This window comes from Synechococcus sp. CBW1108 (genome assembly GCF_015840335.1).
Taxonomy (GTDB): Bacteria; Cyanobacteriota; Cyanobacteriia; order PCC-6307; family Cyanobiaceae; genus Cyanobium_A.
Genome location: NZ_CP060395.1, coordinates 2,914,915 through 2,939,763 on the forward strand (window position 1 = coordinate 2,914,915; position 24,849 = coordinate 2,939,763).

General features: G+C 62.3%; 26 protein-coding genes and 1 pseudogene. 10 read left to right on the forward strand and 17 right to left on the reverse strand.

The features are described from left to right. Positions 1-119: 119 nt before the first annotated feature. The 12 genes from H8F27_RS15805 to H8F27_RS15860 all read right to left on the reverse strand — a co-directional run bounded on the left by H8F27_RS15805 (position 120) and on the right by H8F27_RS15860 (position 8,856). A complete protein-coding gene (locus H8F27_RS15805) occupies positions 120-1,763 on the reverse strand; it encodes an ATP-dependent DNA ligase (protein ID WP_197149367.1) in 1,644 nt (547 codons plus the stop codon). 5 nt (positions 1,764-1,768) lie between these two features. Next, on the reverse strand, positions 1,769-2,518 hold the full coding sequence (locus tag H8F27_RS15810) for a phytochelatin synthase family protein (RefSeq protein ID WP_197149368.1): 750 nt from the start codon (positions 2,516-2,518) through the stop codon (positions 1,769-1,771). 27 nt (positions 2,519-2,545) lie between these two features. Then, positions 2,546-3,544 (reverse strand): ligase-associated DNA damage response exonuclease, encoded by a 999-nt coding sequence (locus H8F27_RS15815; RefSeq protein WP_197149372.1) that lies wholly within the window; start codon positions 3,542-3,544, stop codon positions 2,546-2,548. Then, complete coding sequence (gene pdeM / locus H8F27_RS15820) at positions 3,516-4,238, reverse strand: ligase-associated DNA damage response endonuclease PdeM (RefSeq protein WP_197149373.1); 723 nt, start codon at positions 4,236-4,238, stop codon at positions 3,516-3,518. The genes H8F27_RS15815 and pdeM overlap by 29 nt, the downstream gene beginning before the upstream one ends. Beyond that, positions 4,238-4,852: a glutathione S-transferase family protein gene (locus H8F27_RS15825; protein ID WP_197153648.1), complete on the reverse strand. Its 615-nt coding sequence runs from the start codon at positions 4,850-4,852 to the stop codon at positions 4,238-4,240. Before H8F27_RS15825 ends, pdeM begins: the two co-directional genes overlap by 1 nt. A 65-nt stretch (positions 4,853-4,917) precedes the next feature. Then, a complete protein-coding gene (locus H8F27_RS15830; protein WP_197149375.1) occupies positions 4,918-5,145 on the reverse strand; it encodes a hypothetical protein in 228 nt (75 codons plus the stop codon). A 76-nt stretch (positions 5,146-5,221) separates the two neighbouring features. Further along, positions 5,222-5,401 (reverse strand): hypothetical protein, encoded by a 180-nt coding sequence (locus H8F27_RS15835; RefSeq protein ID WP_197149377.1) that lies wholly within the window; start codon positions 5,399-5,401, stop codon positions 5,222-5,224. A 56-nt stretch (positions 5,402-5,457) separates the two neighbouring features. Next, positions 5,458-5,886 carry an EamA family transporter gene (locus H8F27_RS15840; RefSeq protein ID WP_197149378.1) on the reverse strand — a complete coding sequence of 143 codons (429 nt, stop codon included), beginning with the start codon at positions 5,884-5,886 and terminating at the stop codon, positions 5,458-5,460. 251 nt (positions 5,887-6,137) lie between these two features. Further along, the gene (locus H8F27_RS15845) at positions 6,138-6,698 is read right to left on the reverse strand and encodes a sterol desaturase family protein (protein WP_231596361.1); all 561 of its coding nucleotides are present in this window, start codon (positions 6,696-6,698) and stop codon (positions 6,138-6,140) included. Between the two features lie 345 nt (positions 6,699-7,043). Further along, the gene (locus H8F27_RS15850; protein ID WP_370594436.1) at positions 7,044-7,598 is read right to left on the reverse strand and encodes a pyridoxamine 5'-phosphate oxidase family protein; all 555 of its coding nucleotides are present in this window, start codon (positions 7,596-7,598) and stop codon (positions 7,044-7,046) included. A 20-nt stretch (positions 7,599-7,618) separates the two neighbouring features. Then, complete coding sequence (locus H8F27_RS15855; RefSeq protein ID WP_197153650.1) at positions 7,619-7,948, reverse strand: hypothetical protein; 330 nt, start codon at positions 7,946-7,948, stop codon at positions 7,619-7,621. A gap of 692 nt (positions 7,949-8,640) precedes the next feature. Then, positions 8,641-8,856 (reverse strand): hypothetical protein, encoded by a 216-nt coding sequence (locus tag H8F27_RS15860; RefSeq protein ID WP_197149382.1) that lies wholly within the window; start codon positions 8,854-8,856, stop codon positions 8,641-8,643. Positions 8,857-8,895: 39 nt separating this feature from the next. Between H8F27_RS15860 and H8F27_RS15865 the strand changes: the two genes are divergently transcribed. Next, positions 8,896-9,090, forward strand: a complete 195-nt coding sequence (locus H8F27_RS15865; protein ID WP_197149383.1) for a hypothetical protein — start codon at positions 8,896-8,898, stop codon at positions 9,088-9,090. A gap of 465 nt (positions 9,091-9,555) precedes the next feature. Continuing rightward, on the forward strand, positions 9,556-11,094 hold the full coding sequence (locus H8F27_RS15870; protein WP_197149385.1) for an IS5 family transposase: 1,539 nt from the start codon (positions 9,556-9,558) through the stop codon (positions 11,092-11,094). A 463-nt stretch (positions 11,095-11,557) separates the two neighbouring features. Here H8F27_RS15870 and H8F27_RS15875 read toward each other — a convergent pair whose 3' ends face one another. From H8F27_RS15875 to H8F27_RS15885, 3 genes are all read right to left on the reverse strand, one after another. Continuing rightward, positions 11,558-11,800, reverse strand: coding sequence for a hypothetical protein (locus tag H8F27_RS15875; RefSeq protein WP_197149386.1), 243 nt, complete (start codon positions 11,798-11,800; stop codon positions 11,558-11,560). Between the two features lie 420 nt (positions 11,801-12,220). Continuing rightward, positions 12,221-13,300, reverse strand: coding sequence for an SDR family NAD(P)-dependent oxidoreductase (locus H8F27_RS15880; protein WP_370594437.1), 1,080 nt, complete (start codon positions 13,298-13,300; stop codon positions 12,221-12,223). Next, positions 13,288-14,619: a cytochrome P450 gene (locus tag H8F27_RS15885; RefSeq protein WP_231596363.1), complete on the reverse strand. Its 1,332-nt coding sequence runs from the start codon at positions 14,617-14,619 to the stop codon at positions 13,288-13,290. Before H8F27_RS15885 ends, H8F27_RS15880 begins: the two co-directional genes overlap by 13 nt. A 182-nt stretch (positions 14,620-14,801) precedes the next feature. Between H8F27_RS15885 and H8F27_RS15890 the strand changes: the two genes are divergently transcribed. Genes H8F27_RS15890 through H8F27_RS15905 form a run of 4 tightly spaced genes read left to right on the forward strand, consistent with a single transcriptional unit; the run spans position 14,802 to position 18,568 of the window. Then, a complete protein-coding gene (locus H8F27_RS15890; RefSeq protein ID WP_197153652.1) occupies positions 14,802-15,479 on the forward strand; it encodes a peroxiredoxin-like family protein in 678 nt (225 codons plus the stop codon). A 58-nt stretch (positions 15,480-15,537) separates the two neighbouring features. Then, positions 15,538-16,338 (forward strand): methyltransferase domain-containing protein, encoded by an 801-nt coding sequence (locus tag H8F27_RS15895; RefSeq protein WP_197149388.1) that lies wholly within the window; start codon positions 15,538-15,540, stop codon positions 16,336-16,338. Beyond that, on the forward strand, positions 16,322-17,503 hold the full coding sequence (locus H8F27_RS15900; RefSeq protein WP_197149390.1) for an NAD(P)/FAD-dependent oxidoreductase: 1,182 nt from the start codon (positions 16,322-16,324) through the stop codon (positions 17,501-17,503). The genes H8F27_RS15895 and H8F27_RS15900 overlap by 17 nt, the downstream gene beginning before the upstream one ends. 6 nt (positions 17,504-17,509) lie before the next feature. Further along, the gene (locus H8F27_RS15905; RefSeq protein ID WP_197149392.1) at positions 17,510-18,568 is read left to right on the forward strand and encodes a type III polyketide synthase; all 1,059 of its coding nucleotides are present in this window, start codon (positions 17,510-17,512) and stop codon (positions 18,566-18,568) included. A gap of 123 nt (positions 18,569-18,691) precedes the next feature. Here the strand turns inward: H8F27_RS15905 and psbA are convergent, their stop codons facing one another. Next, positions 18,692-19,771: a photosystem II q(b) protein gene (psbA, locus tag H8F27_RS15910; RefSeq protein ID WP_197147936.1), complete on the reverse strand. Its 1,080-nt coding sequence runs from the start codon at positions 19,769-19,771 to the stop codon at positions 18,692-18,694. Positions 19,772-19,987: 216 nt separating this feature from the next. On the opposite strand from psbA, the gene H8F27_RS17805 reads away from it, so the two are divergent. From H8F27_RS17805 to H8F27_RS15925, 4 genes and pseudogenes are all read left to right on the forward strand, one after another. Then, positions 19,988-20,218, forward strand: coding sequence for a hypothetical protein (locus H8F27_RS17805; RefSeq protein WP_231596364.1), 231 nt, complete (start codon positions 19,988-19,990; stop codon positions 20,216-20,218). A 96-nt stretch (positions 20,219-20,314) separates the two neighbouring features. After that, positions 20,315-20,482 (forward strand): annotated as a pseudogene (locus tag H8F27_RS18375) (glycosyltransferase); the annotation flags it as partial. A 27-nt stretch (positions 20,483-20,509) separates the two neighbouring features. Continuing rightward, positions 20,510-21,601: a glycosyltransferase gene (locus tag H8F27_RS15920; protein WP_370594525.1), complete on the forward strand. Its 1,092-nt coding sequence runs from the start codon at positions 20,510-20,512 to the stop codon at positions 21,599-21,601. A gap of 99 nt (positions 21,602-21,700) precedes the next feature. Then, positions 21,701-22,777 carry an IS5 family transposase gene (locus H8F27_RS15925; protein WP_231596365.1) on the forward strand — a complete coding sequence of 359 codons (1,077 nt, stop codon included), beginning with the start codon at positions 21,701-21,703 and terminating at the stop codon, positions 22,775-22,777. Positions 22,778-23,011: 234 nt separating this feature from the next. Here H8F27_RS15925 and H8F27_RS15930 read toward each other — a convergent pair whose 3' ends face one another. Next, on the reverse strand, positions 23,012-24,238 hold the full coding sequence (locus H8F27_RS15930; protein WP_197147971.1) for an IS256 family transposase: 1,227 nt from the start codon (positions 24,236-24,238) through the stop codon (positions 23,012-23,014). Positions 24,239-24,849: the final 611 nt, after the last annotated feature.

Here is a 24,849-nt window from a genome sequence, read left to right on the forward strand (position 1 = left end):
ATCTTATAGGGATCCGATGACCACCTGATTCTTGAAGCACACACGTCTTGGTGCGGCAGACGCCGACCCAATTAGCTTGCATATTGCTATACATATTGCGAGTGCCAAGCCTGCCCCAATTACTGCTCCAGTAACTCCAGCGCGCTGGCCAGGGTGTCCGCCTCTGCGGCTGGTTTGTCCTGGCGCCATCGGGCGATGCGGGGGAAGCGCACGGCGATGCCGCTCTTGTGGCGGCTGGAGCGCTGCAGCCCCTCAAAGGCCAGCTCAAATACCTGCAGGGGCTGCACGGCCCGCACCGGCCCGAAGCGCTCAGAGGTGTGGCTGCGGATCCAGCGATCCAGCGCCGTGATCTCGCCATCGTTGAGGCCGGAGTAGGCCTTGGCGAAACTCACCAACTCGCCCTCCGCATTCCAGAGCCCAAAGGTGTAATCGGTGAACAGGTTTGCGCGGCGGCCACTGCCGGCCTGGGCGTAGAGCAGCACCGCATCGAGCGTAAATGGATCGCGTTTGTGCTTCCACCAGTGGCCCCGCCTGCGGCCCGCCAGGTAGGGCGAAGCGAGGGCCTTGAGCATCAGCCCTTCGGCGGCGGCGCTGGCGGCCTGCTGGCGCAGCGGCTCCAGCTGCTCCCAGGCCGTTAGGTGCAGGCGGGGGGAAAGGCGCAGGAGCCCGGCTGCGGGAGCGGAAGCCGCCTGGGGCAGTGACTGGAGCAGCTCCTCCAGGGCTGAACGGCGCTGGCTCAGGGGTCGTTGGCGCAGGTCGTCGCCCCCCAGTTCGAGCAAGTCGTAGGCCACAAAGGTCGCCGGACACTCGGCCAGCAGCTTGCGCCCTGGTGCCTTGCGGCCAAGGCGGCGCTGCAGCTGGGCGAAGGGGGCCGGCTGGTCGGAACCGGCTGGCCACACCAGGATCTCGCCGTCGAGCACGGTGCCGTTTGCCAGGCACCTTGCCGCATCAAGCAATTCGGGGAAGGCTGCACCTATCAACTCTTCGCCGCGGCTCCACAAATAAAACTCGTTGGCGCGGCGGATCAGCTGGCCGCGGATGCCGTCGAACTTCCACTCCGCTTGCCAGTCGCTGGCGGGGCCGGCCGGTTGCTGCTCCAGGGGTGAGGCCAAAAAGAAGGGATAGGGCCGGCTGGGCACGGTGGCGGCCTGGTCGGCGGGGGCCAACAAAGCCCCATAGGCAAAGGGGCTGGGGGTGAACCCACCCATCAGCCGGTGCTGCAGCAGCGCTTGCTCCAGCCCGCTGAACTGGGCCAGGGCCCGCAGCACCAGCCCCTGTCCCACCCCCACCCGCAGGCCGCCGGTGAGCAACTTGTTGGCCACCAGCAGTTCGGCCGGGCTCAGGCCCCGCCAGAGGTGGCGCACCGCATCGGCCTGGGCATCGCCTTCGAGGGCGGCGGCGGCGGGTAGCAGCTGCTCCATCCAGCTGTGCAGCGGAGCGGCGGCGACATCACTCCCCCCTGGGGCCTCCGCTGCCTCTGGCGCCAGCTGCCGCCAGAGCAGGGCGATGGTTTCGGCCGAATCGCCCACCTGGGCATAGCAGTCGTCGAAGAGCCACTCCGGCAGGGGGGAGCCCTCCAGGCAGATCTGTCGCAGGCGGCGGCCAGTGATCAGGCGCTTGCCCTGCTTCCCCAGCAGCACATGCAGGGCCCAGGCGGCATCGGGGGCATCCACCTCGCTGAAGTAAGCAACAAGGGCCTGCACCCTGGCGTTGGAGCCGCTGCTGCCATCCAGTGCTGTGTAGAGGGCGGCAAAACGGCGCATGGCTCTCAGATGCGTCTAACCACCACCAAGCCGCGGCTGCGGCCGGAGCTGCTGTCGGTGCTTCGAATGGCCTGCCAGAGATCGGCCAGGGGCACCCACACCGAGGGATAGCGATAGCGGGCTACATCGAGGATCAGCACCCGATCCGTGGCCGCGTGATAAGCGGCTATCGGCGAAATGTGACCGCCGCCGGCCTGCCCCAGGGACTGGCGGTCGTAGTTCACTAAAAGTCGATCCGATGGATCACTGAGGTTGCTGCGCAACAGCAGGCGGAACTGGGCCTGGCTGAGCCGGTCGCCGTGGATGGCCCGGGCCTGTAGCCCATGGCTGGCCAGCAGGGCCCGCAGCTGCTCCAGGGTCATGCCCTGGCGGGCTACAAGCTGGGGAGCCAGCACTGCCCGAGTGCTGGCGGATTCGAACACGTTCTGCTGGGTCCAGAAGCGATAGCTGCCGTAACCCGCCGCCGCCGGGGCCGGCACCGCCAGGCTGTTGAGCACCATCACCATGCTGGCCACGCCGCAGTAGGCCAGGTTGGCCTGGGTGAGGAACTGCTCGGCCAAGGGGCCGTAGTCGGCCCGGTCGACGCTCTGCAACAGCAGGGCCTGGCCCTCGCGCTCCGGCAGGGGAATGGTTCTGGCTGGCTGGGCCAGGGCGGCGGGGGCAGGGGCCAGCAGCGTCAGCAAAGCGAAGCCGAGGCCGCTGCAGAGGTTGAGAGTTCGCCCCTGAGCTGTTGTTGTTTGGAGTTGCGGCAGCACGGTTGGGGATTGGGCGCTCGCCGCTGATCATGGCCCCCTTTGCCCCTCCAGCGGCTCGGCGCAGATCCCTTCCACCTCGTTCAGGTAGCGGGCCAGACCGTCGCTGTTGCCGTGGGTTACATACACCTGGCGGGCGCCACTCTGCTGGACGCTGCGGATAAGGCCAGGCCAGTCCGCGTGGTCGCTCATCACAAAGCCGCGCTCATAGCCCCGGCGGCGGCGGGCGCCGCGCACCGCCATCCAGCCGCTCACGAAGGCCGTTTGCGGCAGCTTGAAGCGCTTCATCCACAGCGAGCGGTGGGCTGAGGGCGGCGCGATCACGAGGCGGCCTGCCAGCGATTCCCCCTTGGCAATGGCGCTCACCGGCAGGGTGGGCGGCAGCCGCACCCCCGCCTCCCGGTAGGCCGGCATCAGCGCTTCCACGGCGCCGTGCAGCAACACCTCGTTGGTCACGCCGATGGCGGCGAGTTCGGCCAGCAGCCGCTGGGCCTTGCCGAAGGCATAGGCAAACAGGAGCGAGGGCCGCTCCGGCGCCGCCTGCCACCACTGCAGGATTTCCCGCGCCACCTCGGCGCCGCTCTGCCAGCGGTAGATCGGCAGGCCGAAGGTGGCTTCAGTGATAAATACGTCTGCCTGCACCGGCTCAAACGGAGCGCAACTCGGGTCGGCGCAGCGTTTGTAATCGCCGCTCACCAGCCAGCTCTCGCCGCCGGCCTCCAGCCGGATCTGGGCGCTGCCGAGCACGTGACCGGCGCTGTGGAAAGACACGCGGGCCTCGCCGATGCGGTGCAGGGTGCCGTAATCGACCGGGATCAGGTTGATCGTGGCCCCCAGGCGCTGGCGCAGGATTGCCTCGCTGGCGCCCACCGCCCAATATTCGCCGCAGCCGGGCCGGGCGTGGTCGGCGTGGGCGTGGGTGATCAGAGCCCGGGGCACGGGCCGCACGGGGTCGATCCAGGCTGCCGCCGCCCGGCAGTAGAGCCCCTGGGGGGTGTGCTCAAGCAGGCTGCCGGGGGGTAGGGCCATGGCAGCAGTCTGGCTGAGAGAAACCGGGCAGGCGTCCCGCAGCCCAAGCAATCACGGCCCCTTCGGCCACCAGCCAGAGCCGTTCCCGCCGGGAGCAGGGATGACCTCCGGTCAGGCGGCCGAAGGCGGGCAGGGCGAGCCGGCCGCTGGTTTGGCAGTAGCTGAAGCAGGGCAGGCGCAACCGATCAGCCCCACGCCCCACCTGGGCCACTGGATGGAGGTGGCCGCAAAGGTTGAGGAGGCCGGCCCGGGGCTCGGGCATGTGGCTCAGCCACCAAGGGCCCAGCTCCTGGGAGGGTTCATGGGGCAGTCCTTCGATCCAGCTGCCCTGTTCGTGGTTCCCGCCGATCAGGCGCAGCTGGCAGCCCAGCAGCTCCGGCAGGGCCGCCAGCTTGGAGCGAAGTTCAGCGGTTAACCCCAGGCGACTGTGGATCAGGTCGCCTAGCACGACAACCTGCTGGGGCAGCAGCTGATGGGCCAGGTCCAGGAGGCCGTTAAGGGTGGCTGCATCGCCATCACTGGGCATGGGAATGCCGTGGACCTGGAAGGTTTCCGCCTTACCCAGATGGAGATCGGCGACGAACAAAACCTGGCGCTGGGGATCCCACACCGCCTTGGCAGCCAACAGCTCGAGGGGGTGGCCCTGCCAGTCGAAGGTGGCACTTGGGACGGCACCACCCGTGGCGACAGGCATCAAATTTTGCCCATGCCGCGTTGATAGGCATCCCTTGCCTGGGTGGCCGCGATCGTAGCCTGCACGTTTGGGTATGGGGTGAGATCGATCTGGGGGAAGAAGACCGGCAGATAGGCCAGATAGGCGTTTACGGCGCAATCGGCGACGCTCCAGAGCGGATCTCCCCAGGGACCTGCCAACAAGGAACTCCCACCAGCCAGAAGGCCATCGAGCACAGTCATCAATTGGGGGAATTCCCTCTCCCGGTTGGCCGGCACAAACAGGGCGACAGCCAGAGTGGAATTGGCAAATAGAACCCACTGGGTTGCCAGCGCGCGCTGGGCAGCTACCTGGTCTGCAGTGCCAGTGAATTCGTGGGCGTGGTGGTCGGCCAGATGCAGCAGGATGGCGCCACTTTCAAATAGCTGCAGTGGTTCTCCGCCTGGAGCCCTCAGTGTTTGATCAACAAGGGCCGGCACCTTGGCGAAGGGATTGATTGCGGCAAAAGCATCGGTTTTGTGCTCTCCAGCCTGCATATCGAGCTGTACCCACTCGTAGGGGATATCCCTTTCCTCCAGATACCAACGGGGAATTGAGGCGCGGCTGCGGGCGCCGCCATAGAGCTTCAGGGTCATGAACTGGGACTGGAGGGCCAACAGAGTCGCCCCTGTTTAGCCGACCTAGACCCCATCCAGGGGCATTAGGAGGCCTGCTTGTACAGCTCTTCTAGCCGCTCGCGGCTCAGATCGATGTAAAGCACCTCCTCGCCGGGATCTGGGGCTTCTGGATGGGGCTTGGGGCTGGAGCCACGAACCGGTACGGGGGCAAGGGCAGCGGCACCACGCAGGTTTTGGGTCATCAAGGCGAAGGCTCCACCAGCGATGGCCGCAAAACAGATCAGATAGATAGCAGCCAGGAGGTCATCCAAGGGTGGAAACGCTTTTGTCAACCTTAGTGTGAAGAACTGTTAACCGTGGCCGCTCGCTCGCTGGAGAGGCGCGGATTCAGCCCCCAATTTTTCGATCCAGCCACTGGGTCAACACATAGACCCCGATGAACATGGGCAGGTAGGCAACCCACATGTTGGGGAGATTGAGCTCTGAATTGTTGATCAGAACAAGACCCCCGTAGCTGGCAGCTGCGTAAATCAAGGCCCTGCGCAGGGGCGCGGTGATCTTTTTCAAGCAAAAGGGAACTTCGGGCTCTTCTCCAGGGTATGCCCAGGAAACCTGCATGGGGCCTACACCCACGCAACTAAGGCAGCGCCTAATGCCATTAACAGCACCCCCAGCCAGGCCCTGAGATCGAGCTGCTCGCCTAACAGCACAAGAGCTAGCAGGGCAATCACCACCACGCTGAGCTTGTCAAGAGCCGCAACCCCTGCCACCGGACCCAGCTGCAAGGCACGGCTATAGCAAAACCACGACAAGCCGGTGGCCACACCGGAGAGGGCGAGGGCGCCGAGGCCTGGGAGCGACAGTTGCCGCAGCTCCTGCCAGTCCAGCCGGCCGGTGGCCAGCAACACCAGGGCAAGCACAATCGCCACCGCCAGAGTGCGGAATAGGGTCGCCATACCTGCATCAACCCCCTGCACCCCAACCTTGATCAACAAGGCAGTGAGGGCCGCGAAAAAGGCCGCCGCCGAAGCCCAAAGCTGCCAGTTCTGCACGGGACCTAATGCGTTGGACTGGGGGAATCCAAGGCTAGGGACATGCGAAGCACGACAAGGGCCCTACAAACGAATCCTCAAGCCAAGCTGAGCTCCCCTATTGGATAATGATGAATTAGCCCGACGGGCATCCCGTATTGCTGAAGGCTGAAGATCAAAGAGTCGCCGATGCCAAAGCCAATCGTGATGAACATGCAGGAACATTTATTACGGGTCGCTAATGAAATAACCTGGCTGCGGATCGAGGGCGATTACTTGAGCCCACTGGCATAGCCGCCATCTTGCGTGCCGCAAACCCTATCCCAGAAGGTGAAGTAGAGGCCGAAGTGCACCGAAACTCGGCGGTGATGCAGGGAGTGGTGAGACGGTCCGATCACCCAGCGGCCCAACAGGCGGTGGGGAAACTGGCGCGGCAGACATTCGAGGTCTAGGTGGTTGACGATCGCCCATACGGTCATGGTGCTGAGCACGGCCACCAGGGTGGCCAGATGCAGGGGGATCAACATCACAATTCCCACCAGAAAAAGCGCCTGTACCAGGGCCTCGAGCGGATCGAATGCGAAGGAGGTCCAGGGTGTGGGCCGGAGGGAGCGGTGGTGGCCCCGGTGGAAGGCGGCGTACAGGGCTGGGTGATGGAAAAGGCGATGGGTGGCGTAGAACATCCCGTCCTGCAGGATCAGCACCGAGAAATAACTGACAGCCAAATACCACCAGGTGTTTGCATCCGCTCCGGTGTACAGCCGGGTTATGCCGTGGGCCTGCAGCCACAGCACCGCTGCGGCCGCCAGGGCAAACACCGCCGCCGAAAACACCGACAGGCGAATGTCATGGCGTATCCCGTCGCGAATCTGCTGGCCTTGTCGCGCAGCAGACCCCGTTTTCGCGTGGGGCCAACAGACACGTACGAGCCACCAACATCCGCCGGCGGCAAGAAAATAGCGGGCCAGAATGATCAGAAATAGGGCGAGGCTGTCGGCTCCAAAGGAATGGCCCAGCCACAAGTGCCCTGGCCCCTCAAGCCCAAGGCGAGGGTTGGGTGGGGCCTGGAATATGCCGATACAAGTGCTGATGAAGCTGCTGATGCATGTGACGATGTCGCTGCCCGCTACTTCGGTAAGTCCAGGCTAGGGACAACCAGCCCCGAAAGCGTCATCAGCTCAAGGGTTGAGCCAATGCTCTGCCCAGCCTTGATCGGCCCGCCAGCGGCGGCGCTGATGGGGATGGCCTTTGAGTTCCAGCAGCTCCACCTGGCTGATCTGGATCCTCAGCAGTTCGAAGCACTCCGGTAGGTGCGAGCCATCTGCCAGTTCGGAGGGGAAGGCCGCTGCTGGTTCGAAGGGAGCTCCTGGCGGGGGCCAACCCCAAAGGGCCCGGGCTCCGGGGCTGAGTTGGTGCCAGTGACGCCGGCGTTGCTGGGCTTCGGCCTCGGCATTCAGCCTGAGCCGATCGCCCCGCAGCCGAAACTGGCAGCGGGCCTTGGGCAGCAACCAACACAGCTCCAGCCGTGGTTCTGCCTGTAGTTCAGCGGCCTTATTGCTGCGGCCATCGGTGAATAGATCCAGGCTGTGGGCATCTACCCAGCAGCGAAAAACCAGGGTGCGCACCCGTGGAGCCCCATCCAGGCCCAGGCTGGCGAGCTGTAGCCAGCGGGCATGGGGGGAGCGACCCTCGCGCCTTTGAGCCGCCTTGAGCAGGGGGCGCCAGGGGGGCAAGGCGCCCGGGGTTGGGCCACTCAGGCCCATGGCTCAGGCTCGCAGCGGTATTGCTGCACATCACCGCGCAGCTGGGCGAATTCGGGGTGATCGGGGTCGAGGGCCTGCCACCACCAGCGGCCATCGGTGTAGCTGGGTACGCCGGCGTTGTTGGTGCGCGGCAGCTGCAGGGTCCGATTGCGCCAGCGAAGCACCAGAAAGGCCCCGGGCAGGGTGCCGCCGCTGCTGTTAGGGATGTCCTCCGCATCGACCGGCCCATTGAAGGCGATTGCCTCCAGCGGTTCACCGCCACAGAGGTAGTGCTTAGCTCGATCGTTGCTGGCCAGCGCGGTAGGAACCGACACCAACATCACCAAAATGATGGCGAAAAAACCAAGCTTGCTAAGCAGTTGGATCACGGCCTGGGAGGGGGCAAATCACAAGGGGGAAAATCACAAGGGGCAAAGTGGGCGACATAGCACTTTCGGCCCCTGCGCGGCCAAGCCAAGCTGGGAAGATCAGTATTGCCAAAACCATGGCCTGTTCCCAATGCGGCAGCTGGACCATTCGCGCCGACCGCAGCCTGGCAGGTCGAATGGTTTGTGGCCGCTGCGGTACCCCCATCAAGGGGGGTAAAAACCTGCCATCACGGCGGCGAAGCCCATGGCGCCTAGTAGCACTGGCTGTAGTGGCAACAGCAGCAGCTCTGGCGACCCTGGAACCGGCTAACCGCCAGCCCCAGCGGCTCAATGGCCCCCTAGAGCAGCCAGAGGAACACGGGGCCAGCTGGTCATCCTGAAGCTGAAGCACGCGGCAAGGGAAGGCCGAGCTTCCCAGCAATGATGATTGGTTGGCTGACGACTTTGCTGGGTGCGAGGGAATTGAACAAGGTGCCCATTCGAACCTGTTGCGATCAAAAGCTAGCCATACCCTGGGCGCCAGTTGAATTGATCTGATATCAGTACGGGTCGGGTTATTGAAACGGGTCGGGGTATTGAAACGGCCTACCCAGGCAAGCGAAATTAATCCATCCATCCTGCTCAATCAAAAGTGAACCAGCTGTTCAGCCCATCGATTTAGGTCGCTGATCCGGCATCTCAGGCGGCGGAGCCGGAATCAGCAGCGGGGCGATGCTGCTGATTCCGAGCATGAGGAACGACAAAGCTCCTAATAGCGCCAACAAACGCAGCCCCAGGCCACGGCCTCGATCGACCGGGAGCTCGTCATCGTCTTCGTTCTGGATTTGGGACATGCAGAAGGTTGGCCGGATCGGCAGCATCAAAAGTCGCTGGTAGGGTTGATGAATTAAGCCATACGCATGGAGAAGCTAGGTCGTTTTCTGCTGCGCGGCCTGCGCATCGGCGCCAGCACTATTGCGATCGTCGAGCTTGTTCGGAACGACTGGACCGGTGGGATCAGTGCCGCCCTGGCCTGGCTGGTGTTTCTACAGGTAGAGCGGCGATTGCCACCCAACTCCGCGGATCCAGCTGTGCAGGAAGGTGAGCGCCCTTGACCCAGATTCCTTAGGGAGGCTGCGGAACACACAACCCCGGGCCCCGCCAAAACTGTTCACATCCTGTTGCATCTCCCGTAACACTTCGAAACATTGATGGTTGACTCCTCTTCTTGCTTCGGTTTCGTCGCATTCGCTGAGAACTGGAACGGCCGCCTGGGGGCATCCTCTCCCAAATTGGCCTGGGCTGACCAACACGCCTGCCATCAACGGTCAATTTCAGAAGCCTGCTGAACACTTCAATGGTCGTGCCGCGATGGTTGGGGTCGTAAGCGGCGTCGTAGTTGAAGGCCTTACCGGCTTTGGTACTGCCCATCAAATTGGTCTTGGCGCCCTAGTGGATGGTAAATAGGGCTTGCTGAGGAACCGATATCCATTGCGCCGCAGTTGATTCCAGGGATGGTCTCACGTTAAAATGAGCCTAATGGAGCCATTCCTGGCTTAGAACAATCTGCTGACACGCCAATGTACGTTTTTCAGCACGCAGGTCAGCTATCGATCGAGGAGTTTTACACGCCCTTCGGCGGCAAACTAGATCCTAATAATCGCTGGGTTCTGCTTCGTAACCTGATTCCATGGATACCGCTGGAAAGCCAGTATGCACCCCAATTCAGTGCCAAGACAGGAGCACCGGCCAAGCCGTTTCAGATGGCGTTCGGTGCGCTGTACATCCAGCAACGCCTGGGAGTGACAGACCGCGAAACAGTTCAGCTGATCACGGAATCACCGTATCTACAATTTTTCATTGGCTTGAGTGCATACCAGGCAATGCCCCCGTTTGATCCATCGATGATGGTGCATTTTCGTAAGCGCATTGGCCCTGATCTGATCAAGATCTGCAATGACATGACCAAGGCCAATGGCGTTGCGATGATTAAAGAGATGCTGGTTTCGGCGGAGGAGGATGATAGCGAACAAGAAGAGGAGCAACAGCTTGCTGCCATCGACGAAGCGCTAGGGGTGAAGCCTGCAACGTTGGATCCTGAAAGTAACTGGGGTACTCTGATTCTTGATGCAACCTGCGTGCCTGATGACATTCCCTACCCAGTAGATCTGAGGTTGCTCAACGAAGCGAGAGAGGCCACTGAGAAGATCATCGACGAACTGTTCAAGCAGTTGCAGGGAAAGATCAATCGTAAACCCCGCTGCAACCGGGATAAAGCTCGGAATCGGTTTCTGGCGATCATCAAGAAGAAAAAGCCCAAATGCGCCGAGATCCGTGAAGTCAAGCGCTTTCAGCTCAACGAGATCCGGAGAAACCTCAGAGCAATTGATCAGATGATCCATTGCGGTGCCATGCTTTTGGAGCTTGGAACCCAGCTCTACCGCAAGCTGCTGATCACCAGTGAACTGTACCGGCAGCAGCAGGAGATGTATGACGCTGATAGCCGGCGCATCGACGATCGGATTGTCAATTTGTCAAAACCACACGTGCGGCCGATCGTGAGGGGCAAGGCGGGAAGGCGAACAGAGTTCGGTGCGAAGATCTCAATATCAGATGATAATGGCTTTGTCGATGTGGATCGAATCAGCTGGGACAACTACAATGAAGCCAACGACCTGATCGCACGTACCAAGCAATACAAGGAAGAGCGAGGGTACTATCCAGCACGAATCTGTGCCGATTCAATCTATATGACATTAGGCAACAAGAAGTTCTGCGCAGAAAATAACATCAGACTCAGTGGCCGTCCACGCAAGAAGCAGGTAGAGGCCGAGGTGCAGACAGCAGAGCAACAAGAGCTTTTTAAATCAGACTTGAGAAAGCGTTCCGTGATCGAGGGAAGAATCGGAACGAGCAAACGGAAATATGGACTGGATCGGATCATGACCAAGCTGATTGAAACATCAAGAACGGTGATCACGATGGCGTTCTTTGTGATGAATGCCGAGAAGGTTCTCAGGCTACTGCGCCTCTTATTCTCTATTCTTGTCTCTGTGTACATCCTGATGCTCTATTTGCTCGCCTCCTGGCGCCGTCCAGCGCTTCTGTGGGCTGCTTAGTCAGCTTCTAGGAGAAAATTGAGGTCACCAGCGCTTGGCGCTGCAGGCTGAGATCGCGGCCCTTGGCGCGGACGAAAAACCCGCGAATGAAATTCAGCAAGCCCTAAATACCTCCTGCCGCACCCAATTTCTGCCCTTCTGTTTCTTAATTTCTGTTCCTTAATTTCTCAACGCAATTAGCGCGCCCACAGAGGGGAATCAGCGGCCCTCGCAGTGCTGGACAGCTTTTAAGTAGATCAACTTGCCAGGGCCGCCCTGCCCAGCGAGGTTGCTTGTATGTCTGAGGCTAACCTGCTCATCAATGCATAGGTTGTAACGATGGTGTTTGACCGCTGCGGGAATCTGTAGAACAGCGATGCAAACCAAGCTCAGGCTGCTAATCGCTGCCAGTGCAGGATAAGCATGGGCCCGCACCATCTCTCGGGCAGTGAGCTGTTGACTGTTGTGATCACCCATCTGACGATCAAGCCACTGAAGAGCGGCGCTGCTGGTTTTTGTAGATCGCTGTTCCTGCGGCTGCGAGCACCAGCCCACCCCCAACGGCAAGGAAGGCCAAGGTTTGCAACAGCAACAGGAAGATACCCAGGGTCGAGCCGGCGACGATCTGCACCCGGGCCTTGATCAAGAGGGTGAGCAGCAGCAGAACCGTGGCCTTGAGAGCTAGCAGCTTGGCGACGCAGAAGGGACAGAAGGGGATCAATTTCACGGGGGAGGTGTTCTGTTGAGCCCATGCTGGCAGTCGGGCGACGGAGCGGTGGGTCAAGGAAAAGGATGACAACCAGGATGATGGCCAAGATGACGGTCAGGTGGAAGCTGCCGCATCGCTGTTCTTACGGTATCGATCCGCCAACATGGCGGAGTATTGATGCTCCCTTTCTGATGTCACGTCTCTCGGGTGCATGGGCTGCGCTGGCCATCTGTTGCGGCGGAGCCCTGGCCGCTGGAACCGCTGTTGCACCGGCCCAAGCCGTTCCAGCGGCAGGGATCTACTGCACGGCCCCTGGAGTGCCAGTGGGCTGCGTGGGCAGGCCGGCGGTTAGAGCCGTCACCCCAGGTGTGGGCGCCCCAGGTGCTGGGATGCGGCCAGCGGCAGGCCTTGGTGCCGGGCCAAACATGGGCGGACCGGCTAACCGTGGCGGTATGCGCTGAGTCTTACTGGGGGCTGAGTCCACTGGGCGCTGAGATCCCATAGCTGCCGGGCCAGGCTGTCTGAGCAGGCATCGGCACTGGGTTTAGTTACCTCAAAACGCAGCCGACCGGGGCCCAACACCCGGTTGCTCCAATATTCGAAGCCACTCGCCTGTGGAACCCTGCTGGCCAACCCAGCCAGCAGGGCTCCGGCCCTCTGGGGGGTTTCGGTGAGCCGCAGCAGGTCGCGGGCAACCATGGCAAAGAGAGCCTGGCCAAAGGGGTTGTGGCTGCGGCTATAGCGAAAGAAGCCTCCGTCGCTACGTGGGATCACCAGCCCGGGGCTCCAGGCGAGCACCGGCAGCAGCATGCCCTGCTCCCTGAGCAGCCGCTCCGCCTCCCTTGCCATCAGAAGGTTGCAGAGTTTGCTGTCTTTGTAGGCCTTCTCGGCATTAAAGCTGCTGCTGCCATCGAGCATCAGCGCGCCAGGGCCCTGGCGCAAACCAGCAAGATCCCCTAGGCCGGCCGGCAGCCCCACCTTCCCTCCGGCGCTAGTGGGGTCATGCACCTCTGAGGAGGTGACCACCAGCCGAGGTGCTGTGCCCCGCAGCAGCAAAGGCAAGAGCAGCTGCAGCAGAGCCTGGTGGCCCAGGTGGTTCACGGCGATGGTGAGTTCAAACCCCTGGGCCGACCAGCGGGGCTTGGCTTCGCCGCTGTACTGCAGGCCGGCGTTGAGCACCAATGTGTCGATCGGCTCCCCGGCTGCCAGCAGGGATTGGGCGCAGAGCTCGATGCTGGACAGATCAGCCAGATCGCAGATGGGGGTATCAATCGGGCCGCTCAGACGCTCGCGCAGACCTGAGGCGCTGCTCCCATCCCGGCAGGGCAAGGTGAGGCGGTGACCGGCCTGAAGCAGCAGGGCCGCTGCCTGAAAACCAATCCCGGAGCTGCCACCGGTGAGCAGGATGTGGCGGCTCGCTTCGGCACTGGGCTCCTTGTCCGCCATGGCTCCTGTTCCCGGCACCATCTCATTTTGTTGACCCAGCTGTTGGCCCAGCAACTCGCTCAGCGCAGACACGGCCGCACCAGAAGACCATCCTGCGGGGATGGGCTGGGAATGACCTTGAGCGTCATGTCTTGATCCGGCTCCAGCACCAGGGTCAGCTGTTTGAGCAGTCCCACCGCCAGCAGGCGTATCTCCAGCTCGGCCAGAGCCTTGCCCAGGCAAACCCGCTCCCCACCGCCGAAGGGCAGCAGGGCGGCTGTGCTTTCTCCGCCGAGATGGCGCTGGGGCCGGAAGGCCTCCAGATCCTCTTCTTTGCTGCCATAGCGGTGGCTGGCGGTGATGCTCACCTGCACCACCAGATCGGCCGGAATCTGCACATCCGCCAGCACAATCGGCTCCCGGGTGCGACGAAAGAAGCCACCCACCGGCGGAGCCAGACGCATCACTTCTTTGAGCACCGCATCGAGACGCGGTGCGCGGCTGGCGTCGTAGGCGGTTAGTTCCTCCCCCTGGGCCGGGGGCCAAGCCAGGCCGTCGAGCTCCTGCTGCAGCCAGACCAAGTCAGAGGGATTTTGCAGCAGGCTCAGCAGCAGACAACTCAGGGAAGATGCGGTGGTTTCGTAGCCGGCGAACAGCAGCAGGAGCAGCTGCTCGGCTACGTCGTCGTCTTCCAGGGGCAGACCGGCTTCATCCAGGCCACCAGATAGCAGATCGAGCCCGCCAGCTGCCAGGGGTACTCCGGCTGCCGCGGCGCCCTGGGCCTTCTCGAGCACGGCACCCAGGCGGCGCAGCAGGCCTTGGCGGGCCTGAAGAGCTCGCGCGTAGGGGCTGCCAGGCAGGGCAAAGGGCAAGGAGAAGAGGCCCCGGCACCAGGTTTCGAAATCGTCAAATAAAACCTCGCGATCGACACCATCGAGCCCCAGCACCGTGCTGGCAATCACGCTGAAGGCAAAGCGTCTCAGCTTTGGCACCAGGGCCACGGGCGCTGGCTCAGCCAGCAGCTCCCGATTGAGATCATCGACCAGCTCAACGATCGCCGGGCTGTAGCGCTTCAAGGCAGCTGCGGCGAACAGCTGGCCCACCACCCGCCGACGAGCTTTGTGATCGGCACCGTTGCGGTTTGCCAGGGACAGGGGGCCCAGCAGCTTGCGCACACTCTCCGGCCACCAGCCCTCAAGGGCATCTCCCTGGGCGAACAGGTCGTTGATCGCCCTCTGCCCCCGGATGAATACGGTGCGCTGCCCCAGCAGGGTGGTGCCGTAGACATCGCCATAGCGCTCGAAGCGGGAGCGGGCGAAATCGGGATCACGCAGGAAGGAGAGGGTTTCGAGCACTCCGCTCACGGCAGGCGTGGTTGGCAAGGGCCGCAGGACGGCGGGATCGGGCGACAACCAGGCTTCTCCAGGGGGAACTCCAGGTTGTCGGATCGCAGCCGGCATCGCGCCACGATGGACGCTCCTTGAACGCCCCAATCCCCGTGACCAGCACCGAATCAAGCCCTAGTACGCCTGGCGTCGAGGCAAGACCCAGGGCTGCCGCAGAGCTGCTGGAGCGCCTGGCTGGCGTGGCGGGGATGGGGCCGGGCCAGCGCCGCCTGGTGGTGCTACTACCCCAGTTGGGGGATTTCGACAGCATCGAATACGCCCAGGCCCTGGTCCCCGCCTTGCCACAGCTGGCGTCTGCCGCCATCACCGTGCTGGCGATCGGCATCGGCCAGGCCGCCGGAGCCGATCGCTTTTGCCAGTTCACAGGCTTTCCCCGCGAGCGCTTGCTGGTAGACGCAGACCCGCAGTTGCACCGTGCCCTGGGCCTCTACGAAGGCCTGCAGCAGATCGGCGGCCCCTGGCCGAACCTTCTGTTGATGTGCGCCGGCATCGGCTCCCCCGGCACCCTGGCCGAGGTGCTGCGCGGCTACACGGGCGATCGAGCAGCTCCCCAGCGAATCGCCGACGATGAGACCATCCAGGCCGGCCCCCTGCCGCCGATCAAGGGCTCGTTTTTCGCCAGGGCGGGCGGGACAGGATTCCAGCGCCCATTCGAGCTGGCCACAGTGCGACTGCGCAACATGGGCGAAGTGCTGGGCCACTGGCGCACCTACGTGCCATGCGACGACTTCCTCACCCAGCGCGGCGGCACCTTCCTGCTGGAAAAGGACGACACCTTGCTCTACAGCTTTAAAGACCGCGGCATCCTCGGCTTTTCGGCAACCATGGCCAGGCCGCTCAGCTTCCTGGATCCTTACCTCGCCTGATCCCCAGCTGCCCCATCGGCGGAACCGCCTGCAGCGCCAGCGCTCATAGGCTTGGGTCGTGACAGGAACCCACCTGGAGAGTTTGGAGCGCAAGTCCCCTGATCTCCAGTCGGCCCTGGCGGTGCCACTGCCCCAGTTGTGGGGTGGCCTGGGCCAACGGCAGCTGAGGCCTGAGCTGATGGATCAGCCTGGCCTCGATCCCCAGGCCCATCAGGCAGCCCTGCTTGGCCTGGCCCGCATCAATGCACTCACCCGCAGTGCCGCCTGCTTCTTCCCCGCCATCCGGCGCCTGGCGAGCCAGCTGCCATCGAAGCGGTTGCGCCTCCTGGATGTGGCCTGCGGTGGGGGCGACACGGTGCGGGCCATCGCTCGCCTGGGGCGCAGGGAGGGTCTCGATCTGGAGGTACACGGCTGCGACATCAGCGCCGAAGCCGTCGCCCTCGCCAGCGCAGCGGCCGAGGCGGAGGGCCTCGAGGCCCATTTCTTCCAGGCCGATGCGATCGGGGCCCCACTCCCAGGCGGGTATCACCTAATCACCACGTCCCTGTTTCTGCATCACCTCAGGGAGGCCGATGCGGAAGCCCTACTGCGCTCCATGGCAGCAGCCACGCTCGATCAGCTGTTGGTGCACGACCTAATCCGCAGCCATTTAGACCTGCTGCTCACCTGGGCCGGCACCCGGCTGCTGAGTCGCTCGCCGATCGTGCGGATCGATGGACCACTCTCTGTAGGTGGGGCCTTTGAGCTCGAGGAAGTGGCCCAGCTGGCGAGGGCAGCTGGACTAACTGACGCGCGGATCAGCCGTTTCTGGCCGGAGCGCTTCCTGCTCTCCTGGAGCCGCAATGCACCCAGCTCCTGAGCCACTGCTGGAGCAGATCGCGCCCTGCTGGGATGTGGTGGTGGTGGGTGCTGGACCGGCCGGCGCCCTGGCGGCCCATGGCCTGGCCAGTCTCGGCGTAAGGGTACTGCTGGTGGAGCAGCGGAATTTCCCCCGCTGGAAGGTCTGTGGGGCCTGCCTCAGCCCCCAGGCCCTGGCTGCCCTTAGGGCCGCTGGCCTGGCCGAGCTGGTGGCAGCAGAGGGGGGCATTCATCTGCAGCAACTGCAGTTGGGGTTGGCTGGCCTGGTGAACCCGATCGCCCTAGGAGGAGGCCGGGTTCTGTCCCGCGCACGCCTGGATCTGGCGCTGCTGCAAGCGGCTAAAGCTGCCGGCGCCACGGTGCTGACGGGCACCCGGGCCATGCTGGGCGCGCCAGCCGCTGGCTTAGGGCCATGGCGGGAGGTGGTGCTGCAAAAAGGCAACGCTCGCCGGAGTGTCAACGCCAAGGTGGTGTTGATTGCGGCGGGTCTCACCCACCGCGCCCTGGGGGGCGAGGCGGAGATAAACACCAAGATCGAACCCCATAGTCGGATGGGGGCCGGGTGTGAGCTGCCCGGGGAAGCTGCCGCCCTTACGCGCGGTGTGCTGCAGATGGCCGTGGGCCGGGGCGGCTATGTGGGCCTGGTGCGGGTGGAGGGCGGCGCGATCAACCTGGCCTGTGCCTTCGATCGGGCCTTGCTGCAGCGCAGCGGCGGGGCGGCCGGGGCCTGCCAGCAGATCCTGGCGGAGGCGGGCTTTGCGCCACTGCCCGCCCTGGAGGAAGCGGCCTGGCAGCTCACCGCAGCGCTCAGCCGGCGCACACGCCCCCTCGCAAGCCACCGCCTGCTGCTGCTGGGGGATGCCGCCGGCTACGTGGAGCCCTTTACGGGCGAAGGCATGGGCTGGGCCCTGACCTGCTCCCTGGCAGCACTGCCCCTAGTGCTGCGCGCAATGGAGCACTGGGATAGCTCCATCGAGTCAGACTGGCGCCGCCTTCACCACCGCTGGGTGACGCAGCGGCAGACCTTCTGCCGAGCTCTGGCGCAGCTGTTGCGGCACCCCGGAGCCAGCTGGGGGCTGCACAGGCTGGCTGGGACCTTTCCCTCGATCGCCGGCTCCATGATTGGGCTTCTGCAAAGGCCCGCCCTGCCCTGCTCGACGGCCTGATCGCCCATGCCCCTGTCCTTGATTGGTCTTGGCACAGCGGTGCCGCAGAGGCGCCTCAGCCAGCGGGAAACGCTGGAACTGGCACCGCAAATGCGCGATGCCAGCCCCCGCCAACAACTCCTGCTGGAGCGGATCTACCAGCGCTCGGGCGTGGCGCATCGCCACTGCATCCCCCTGCCTGATGCCACCAACCCCTCCACAGCCGAGCGAATGAGGCGCTACCAGCCCGCGGCGCTGGAGCTGGCCCTGGGAGCTTCCCGCCTGGCCCTTGAGGATGCCGGCATCGAGCCAAGGGCGATCACTCACCTGATCACCGTGTCGTGCACGGGCTTCGGCGCCCCTGGTTTCGACCTGGCCCTAATAGCCAGCCTGCCGCTGGCGATGGATGTGGCCCGAACCCATGTGGGTTTTATGGGCTGCCACGGGGCGTTCAACGGACTGAGGGTGGCGCGGGCCTTTGTAGAGGCCGATCCCAGTGCCTGCGTGCTGCTGTGTGCGGTGGAACTGTGCAGCCTTCACCTGCAGGAGGGCTGGGACCCGGACCACATCGTGGCCAATGCCCTGTTCGCCGATGGGGCCGGTGCTGTGGTGGCGGTGGGTTCGGCAGGCGGTGGCGGCGGCTCGAGCAGGAACAAGGGATTGCAGCTGGTCAGCTCTGCCTCGACGGTGCTTCCTGGCAGCGAAGAGCTGATGGGATGGGTCATTGGGGATCATGGTTTTTCAATGGTGCTCTCGCCCAAAGTGCCCAGTCGCATCGCGGCCGATCTGATTCCATGGCTGGAGTGCTGGCTGGCGACCCAGGGCCTGGCCTTGCCTCAGGTGGAAACCTGGGCCGTGCATCCCGGCGGCCCCCGCATTCTCAGGGCGGTGCTCAAGAGCGCCGGGTTGGAACCGGCTCAAATCGATCTTTCCGCCGCGGTGTTGCGCCAATTCGGCAACATGTCATCGGCCACGATTCTGTTCATTCTGGAGCGACTACGCGCCACGGCCGGCCATGGACCATGTCTTGCCTTGGGCTTCGGGCCGGGCCTCACTGTTGAAGCGGCATTGCTTATGCGGCGGTAGCCCATCTGTTGGTGGGAATATCAAAGGGCCGCTATAAAAAGGGCCGCCAATAAAAAAGCCCCTTCTTGCGAGGGGGCCGAGGGGATTCCGTTTATGGGTTGGCGTTAGCCAGGTTGTAAAGCCTCAGCCAATAGCCGGTGCGGTCAGTGCCACGGGGGTGGCGGTGGCAGCAGCCAGGTCAAGCGGGAAGTTGTGAGCGTTGCGCTCGTGCATCACTTCCATACCCAGACCAGCGCGGTTCAGCACGTCTGCCCAGGTGTTCACCACGCGGCCTTGGCCGTCGAGGATCGACTGGTTGAAGTTGAAACCGTTCAGGTTGAAGGCCATCGTGCTCACGCCCAGGGCGGTGAACCAGATGCCAACCACGGGCCAGGCAGCCAGGAAGAAGTGGAGGCTGCGGCTGTTGTTGAACGAGGCGTATTGGAAGATCAGGCGACCGAAGTAACCGTGGGCAGCCACGATATTGTAGGTCTCTTCCTCTTGGCCAAACTTGTAGCCGTAGTTCTGGCTCTCGCTCTCGGTGGTCTCACGAACCAGCGAAGAAGTAACCAGCGAACCGTGCATGGCAGAGAACAGGCTGCCACCGAAGACACCAGCCACACCCAGCATGTGGAAGGGGTGCATCAGGATGTTGTGCTCAGCCTGGAACACCAACATGTAGTTGAAGGTGCCGGAGATACCCAGGGGCATGGCATCCGAGAAGGAGCCCTGACCGAAGGGATACACCAGGAACACAGCAGACGCTGCTGCCACAGGGGCGCTGTAGGCAACGCAGATCCAGGGGCGCATGCCCAAGCGGTAGGAGAGTTCCCACTCGCGGCCCATGTAGGCGTAGATGCCGATCAGGAAGTGGAAGACCACCAGCTGGAAAGGCCCACCGTTGTACAGCCACTCATCGAGGCTGGCGGCTTCCCAGATGGGGTAGAAGTGCAGGCCGATGGCGTTGCTGGAGGGCACAACGGCACCGGAGATGATGTTGTTGCCATACATCAGGGAGCCAGCTACGGGCTCACGGATGCCGTCGATGTCGACAGGGGGTGCGGCGATGAAGGCCACGATGAAGCAGATGGTGGCAGCCAGCAGGCAGGGGATCATCAGCACACCGAACCAGCCCACGTAGAGGCGGTTGTTGGTGGAGGTGACCCAGTCGCAAAACTGGTTCCACGCAGAAGCGCCTTGGCGCTGCTGAATAGTGGTTGTCATGAGAACGGATGGGGAAGTGCTCGCCAGATCTGGGCCGGAAGGCTCAGCAGGAAAGCGGTAGGTAGGTGCGGAGCAGGAAACCGCCCGCTCATCTGAACTTAACACCTGTTCACACTTTCAAGTCATTTCCGGGCCACAATTGGCCAGCAGCAGGGCTGATGGCACCGATAAGCCCGGCTGATCACTCCCTATCCGGTGGTAGTTGAACGTGTGCCCTTGGTCCTGTGCGCCCATCAGCGCCTTCTGGTTTTGCTGCAACTGGCGATGCTGGAGCAGTGGCGCGATCAACTACCGGGTTGGCTGCAGTGGTTGGCCGAGCATCCGTTCTGGCTGAGGAACGCCGGCATCTGGCTGATCATCGGCCTCTCGCTGCTTATTCCACTCTGCCCACCATCACCACGGTTCCCGTGGTGGCCATTGGTGATGTGCATGGCTGCGCCGAGTTGATCCAGCTTGGTAGCGGCTGGAGTTCGGCAGCGAGATGCCACTACTGCGGTGGAAGAAGCGATTAACCATCATTCAAAGACGTGATCTGAACAGCCTGTGGCCGAAATCCTTCTTCTGTCTGTCCCTGTATTAGGCCATGTCAAGCCGATGCTGGCCCTTGCCCGGGAGCTTGTTAGCCGTGGTCATCGAGTGCGCTGGCTGGCTGGCGCGGCCTTTCGGGACCGCGTTGAGAGTACGGGTGCTGAATTTTGTGGTTTCCAGCAGGGCTTTGATTACTCCCGCCCTGATCTTGTGCCCGAAAACCTGCAGGCTGATCGTGATCGACTGCGCGGTCTTGCCAAGTTGCGCTTTGATTTAGGGGCGTTCTTCATCGGTCCCTCCGAGGGCTTCTGCAGGGATCTGATCCACCTGCACGAGGAGTCTCCAGTTGACCTTCTGGTGTGCGACAGCTTTCTGATGGCGGGTGCCTGGTGGTCGGAATGCACCGGGCGTCCCTGGGTTCAGTTGTGTTGCACGGTCTTGACGTTGCCCAGTCGCGCGCTGGCACCGTTCGGGCTTTCATTGCCTCCGAATGATTCCTGGCTGGGCCGGATCCGCAACCGACTGCTGCAGGGTCTGGTCCGCAACGTGCTGTTCCGATCGCTGCGCCGCCGCGCTGATCAAGCCAGGGCAGCTCTGTCGCTGCCACCGAGGCGGCCCTGGCTGTTTGATGTTGTCTCACCGCACCTCGTTCTCAGCTGCACGGTGCGGAGCTTTGAGTATCCAAGGGCAGACTGTCCACGCCAGGTGCTCTTTGTAGGACCTCTGCTGGAGAACCATGAGGAGGCGTTCACACCTCCGCCGTGGTGGGGTGAACTCGATCACGCCACGGTGGTTCATGTCAGTCAGGGCACCATCAGCAATGATCCAGCTCAGCTCCTGCGCCCCACGCTTGAGGCACTTGCGGATGAGCCCGTGCTGGTTGTGGCCAGCACAGGCCGCCTTGATGGGGGACTTGATGCCCTCGGTCCACTGCCGCCCAATGCCAGGGCGGCGGGTTACATCCCCTATGGCGTACTGCTGCCGAAAGTCTCCGTGGTTGTGACCAACGGTGGGTTTCAGGGTGTGCAGGCGGCACTGCACCATGGGATTCCGATGGTCACCGCTGGTGAGAGCGAGGACAAGCCTGAGGTCTGTGCGCGATTGCAGCTGACCGGTGCATCGATTGATCTGGGAACGGCAACTCCGGAACCATCGGCCATTAGGTCTGCTGTCAGAAGAGTTTTGGAGCAGCCATCGTTTCGTATCTCGGCCGCAGCTCTCGCCCAGGAAGCTACTGAAGCCGGTGGAGCCCATGGAGCGGTGGATGCGATCGAAGTTGTACTCGCTTCCGCCAGGGAGTGAGTGGTCCAGCTGACATTAAGGGCACCTCGAAAAATACGACCAGCCCTTGCGTTGAGGCGACAATAGCTTATAATTTGGATAGTTAATTGCATACCTGGTATGGGCCAGAGAGGCTTCTGGGACGAGCAGCAGAGGGTTGAAAAGCTCAAAACTAAAAAACCTGTTCTTGAGCGACTTTCCCAGTCGATTCCTTGGGAATCATTTCGCCCACTGCTCGAAAGAGGTTATGCGCAAGAGCGGAAAAGCAATGCTGGTCGGCGGAGAATTGATCCTCTGATCTTCTTCAAAATGCTGGTGCTCCAACAGCTTTTCAATTTGAGCGATGATGACACTGAGTTCCAGGTAAATGATCGCCGTTCTTTTGAAGAGTTTGTTGGCTTAGGCGTAATGAACGATATTCCCGATGCTACTACTATCGCCTTTTTTAGAGAAAGGCTTCGTAAGGCTGGGGTAATCGAAGAGCTGTTTGAAAAGTTTGAGGCCTATCTCCGGTCCCAAGGCCTCGAAGCCCGTGGCGGGCAGATAATTGATGCAACGTTGGTTCCAGTGCCACGGCAGCGGAATAGCAGAGAAGACAACAAGGAGATTAAAGAGAATCGCATGCCTGAAGGATGGGACGAAAACCCAAATCGATTGCAGCAAAAGGACTTAGATGCGCGATGGGTTAAAAAGAACGGCATCAATCACTATGGCTACAAGAACAGTATCTGTATCGACGTTGAACATGGATTTATCAGACGCTATGCCGTGACACCGGCCAATATCCATGACAGTCAGATGCTGCCGATGCTCCTCGATCCTGAGAACACAGATGATTATGTTTGGGCAGATTCTGCCTTTGCAGGCGAGCGCTTTGAAGACCTACTGGATCTTGGCGGTTTTGAAAGTTGCATTCACGAAAAAGGCAGCCGCAATCACCCGCTAAGCGACGCAGCCAAAGAGCGTAACCGTATTAAATCAGCAATTAGAGCTTGTGTGGAACATGTTTTTGGCTGCATGACCATGTCTATGGGTGGCAAGATGACTAGAAAGATTGGGCTTGAGAAAAACAAAGCATGGTGGGGTCTCAAGAATCTGACATTTAACTTCTTGCGATATCTTCTAAGAGCAAATCGTGGACCGCGTCCCTTTGCGTGGTGTAAAACCCGAGGCCCGAATGCCCTGATCAGAGGGTGAACAGGGTGGAATGACGGGCTGTCATTCCGGAGGCGCAGATGCACCTCGTTTTTTCACCTTGAATCAAGGGCGATTGACTTGTCAAGTCTTTCGCCCGATCGCGGATGTGTTGTGTTCTGGAGTGGCTGGCACCAGCCACAGGTTGTTGCCCCGGCCCCCGGGCGGCGATCAAGACCGCTGCGCCCTGTAGAGGCGCTGCAGCCTCGATCACCTGGGGCCTGTTTCCTGCAGCTCTCAGGCGCCGGCGGCCTGGAGGGTAGGGGTGTCGCCCAGTTCGGGGATGGTCGCCATGCTCTCGGCGGAGAACATGCGGCGGCCCTCCAGCTGCCAGTGCTCGTGTTGCTCCAGCAACACCGCCCCGACTAGGCGGATGATCGCAGGGTCGTTGGGAAAAATGCCCACGACCCTGGTGCGGCGCTTGATCTCCTCGTTCACCCGCTCCAGCAGGTTGGTGCTCCAGATCTTGCGCCAGTGGTCCTTGGGGAAGTGGCGGAAAGCCAGCACGTCCTCCTTGGCCTCGTGCATGAGCGCAGCGGCCTTGGGGAAGCGCTCCGCCAGCGAGGCCGCCAGATCATCCCAGCGCGACTCGATCTCCTCAGCGGTTTCTTGGGCGAACACGCTGCGCAGGGCAGCGGTGACCATGCCTTGGTGAGCCCTGGGAACACACTGCAGCAGGTTGCGGGCAAAATGCACCCGGCAGCGCTGCCAGACGCAGCCCTGCAATTGCCTGCGGATCGCCTTGGTGAGGCCGCTGTGGGCGTCAGAGATCACCAGCTTGACGCCACCCAGACCCCGCTCTTTGAGGTGGGAGATGAACTCCGCCCAGAAGGGCTCGCTCTCACTGTTACCCACCTTGAGGCCCAGCAACTCCCGGCGCCCGTCCTCGTTGACCCCCATGGCGACGACGACAGCGCGGGAGCAGACCTGCTGGGCCTTGCCCAGGCGCCCCTTGAGGTAGGTGGCATCCAGGTAGACGTAGGCGTAGCTGCTGCTCTCCAGCGGCCGGCCCAGGAACGCCTGCACCTGCTGGTCGATGTCCTGACAGATGCGGCTCACCTGCGACTTGGAGATGCCGCTCTGGGAACCCAGCGCCGCCACTAGGGAATCCACCTTGCGGGTCGAGACGCCACTGATGTAGGCCTCCATGATCACCGCGTACAGGGCCTGATCGACCCTGCGGCGGGGCTCGAGGATCGTGGGCAGGAAGCTGCCGGCTCGCAGTTTGGGGATCTGCAGGGCGAGATCCCCCACCTGGGTGGTCAGGGTGCGAGGCCGGTAGCCATTGCGTTGGTTGACCCGCTCCTCGCTGCGCTCATGGCGATCGGCACCGACCACAGCGGAGGCCTCCAGTTCGATCAGCTGCTGCAGGCCGTAGCGGGCCAGCTCGGGGATCAGCTCACCGGCGCTGCTGCCATCGAGTAGCGCCGCCAGTTCAGGCACGGCAGCATGGTGCTTGGGCATGGTTCGTCTGGTTGAGGTGGTACTCGAACCAGGGAAACGGGCCTGCCCACCCGGGGTCCCCACGAATCCAGCGCCCGAGGCGCTGAATTCGCGGGGTGCCCCGCCCCTTGCAACGCCAGCCGCTGAGCCGATCGCTTGAGGTGCGGACGCTCAGCCCCGGCTACGCCGGGGCTGAGGCCCAGGGGAATTACACCACTGCGGGGGACGCAGGCAAATCGTGCATTTGCACTCGCATGAGTAATAATTTTCATGAGGCTGCCTGATTCAATTTAGTCGTTTTGTTGTGCAAATTATTAGATCGTTTGGCGCCGCAAGGCGTTTTTTTTGCAAGCGGCTGTAGGTGTGAAATTCTTGATTTTTCGAGGTCCCCTTAAGAAGCTCCTGCAGCACTGATGGTTTGGTGGGAAATCCATGGCCGCTGCGAACGGGCCCAGAAGCCCTCAGATCTTCACCGCAGATGGGATGTGGCCAGAGACTGGTAAGCATTTATATCCCTACGTGGTCATGCCTCTGAAATGCTTCTGGGCTGGGCATGTGCCCGTGCTGATCGCTGCTGACATTCCAGATTGGCCACGGCGGCGATCAAAGACTCGTAAATGTGGAGCCGGTCG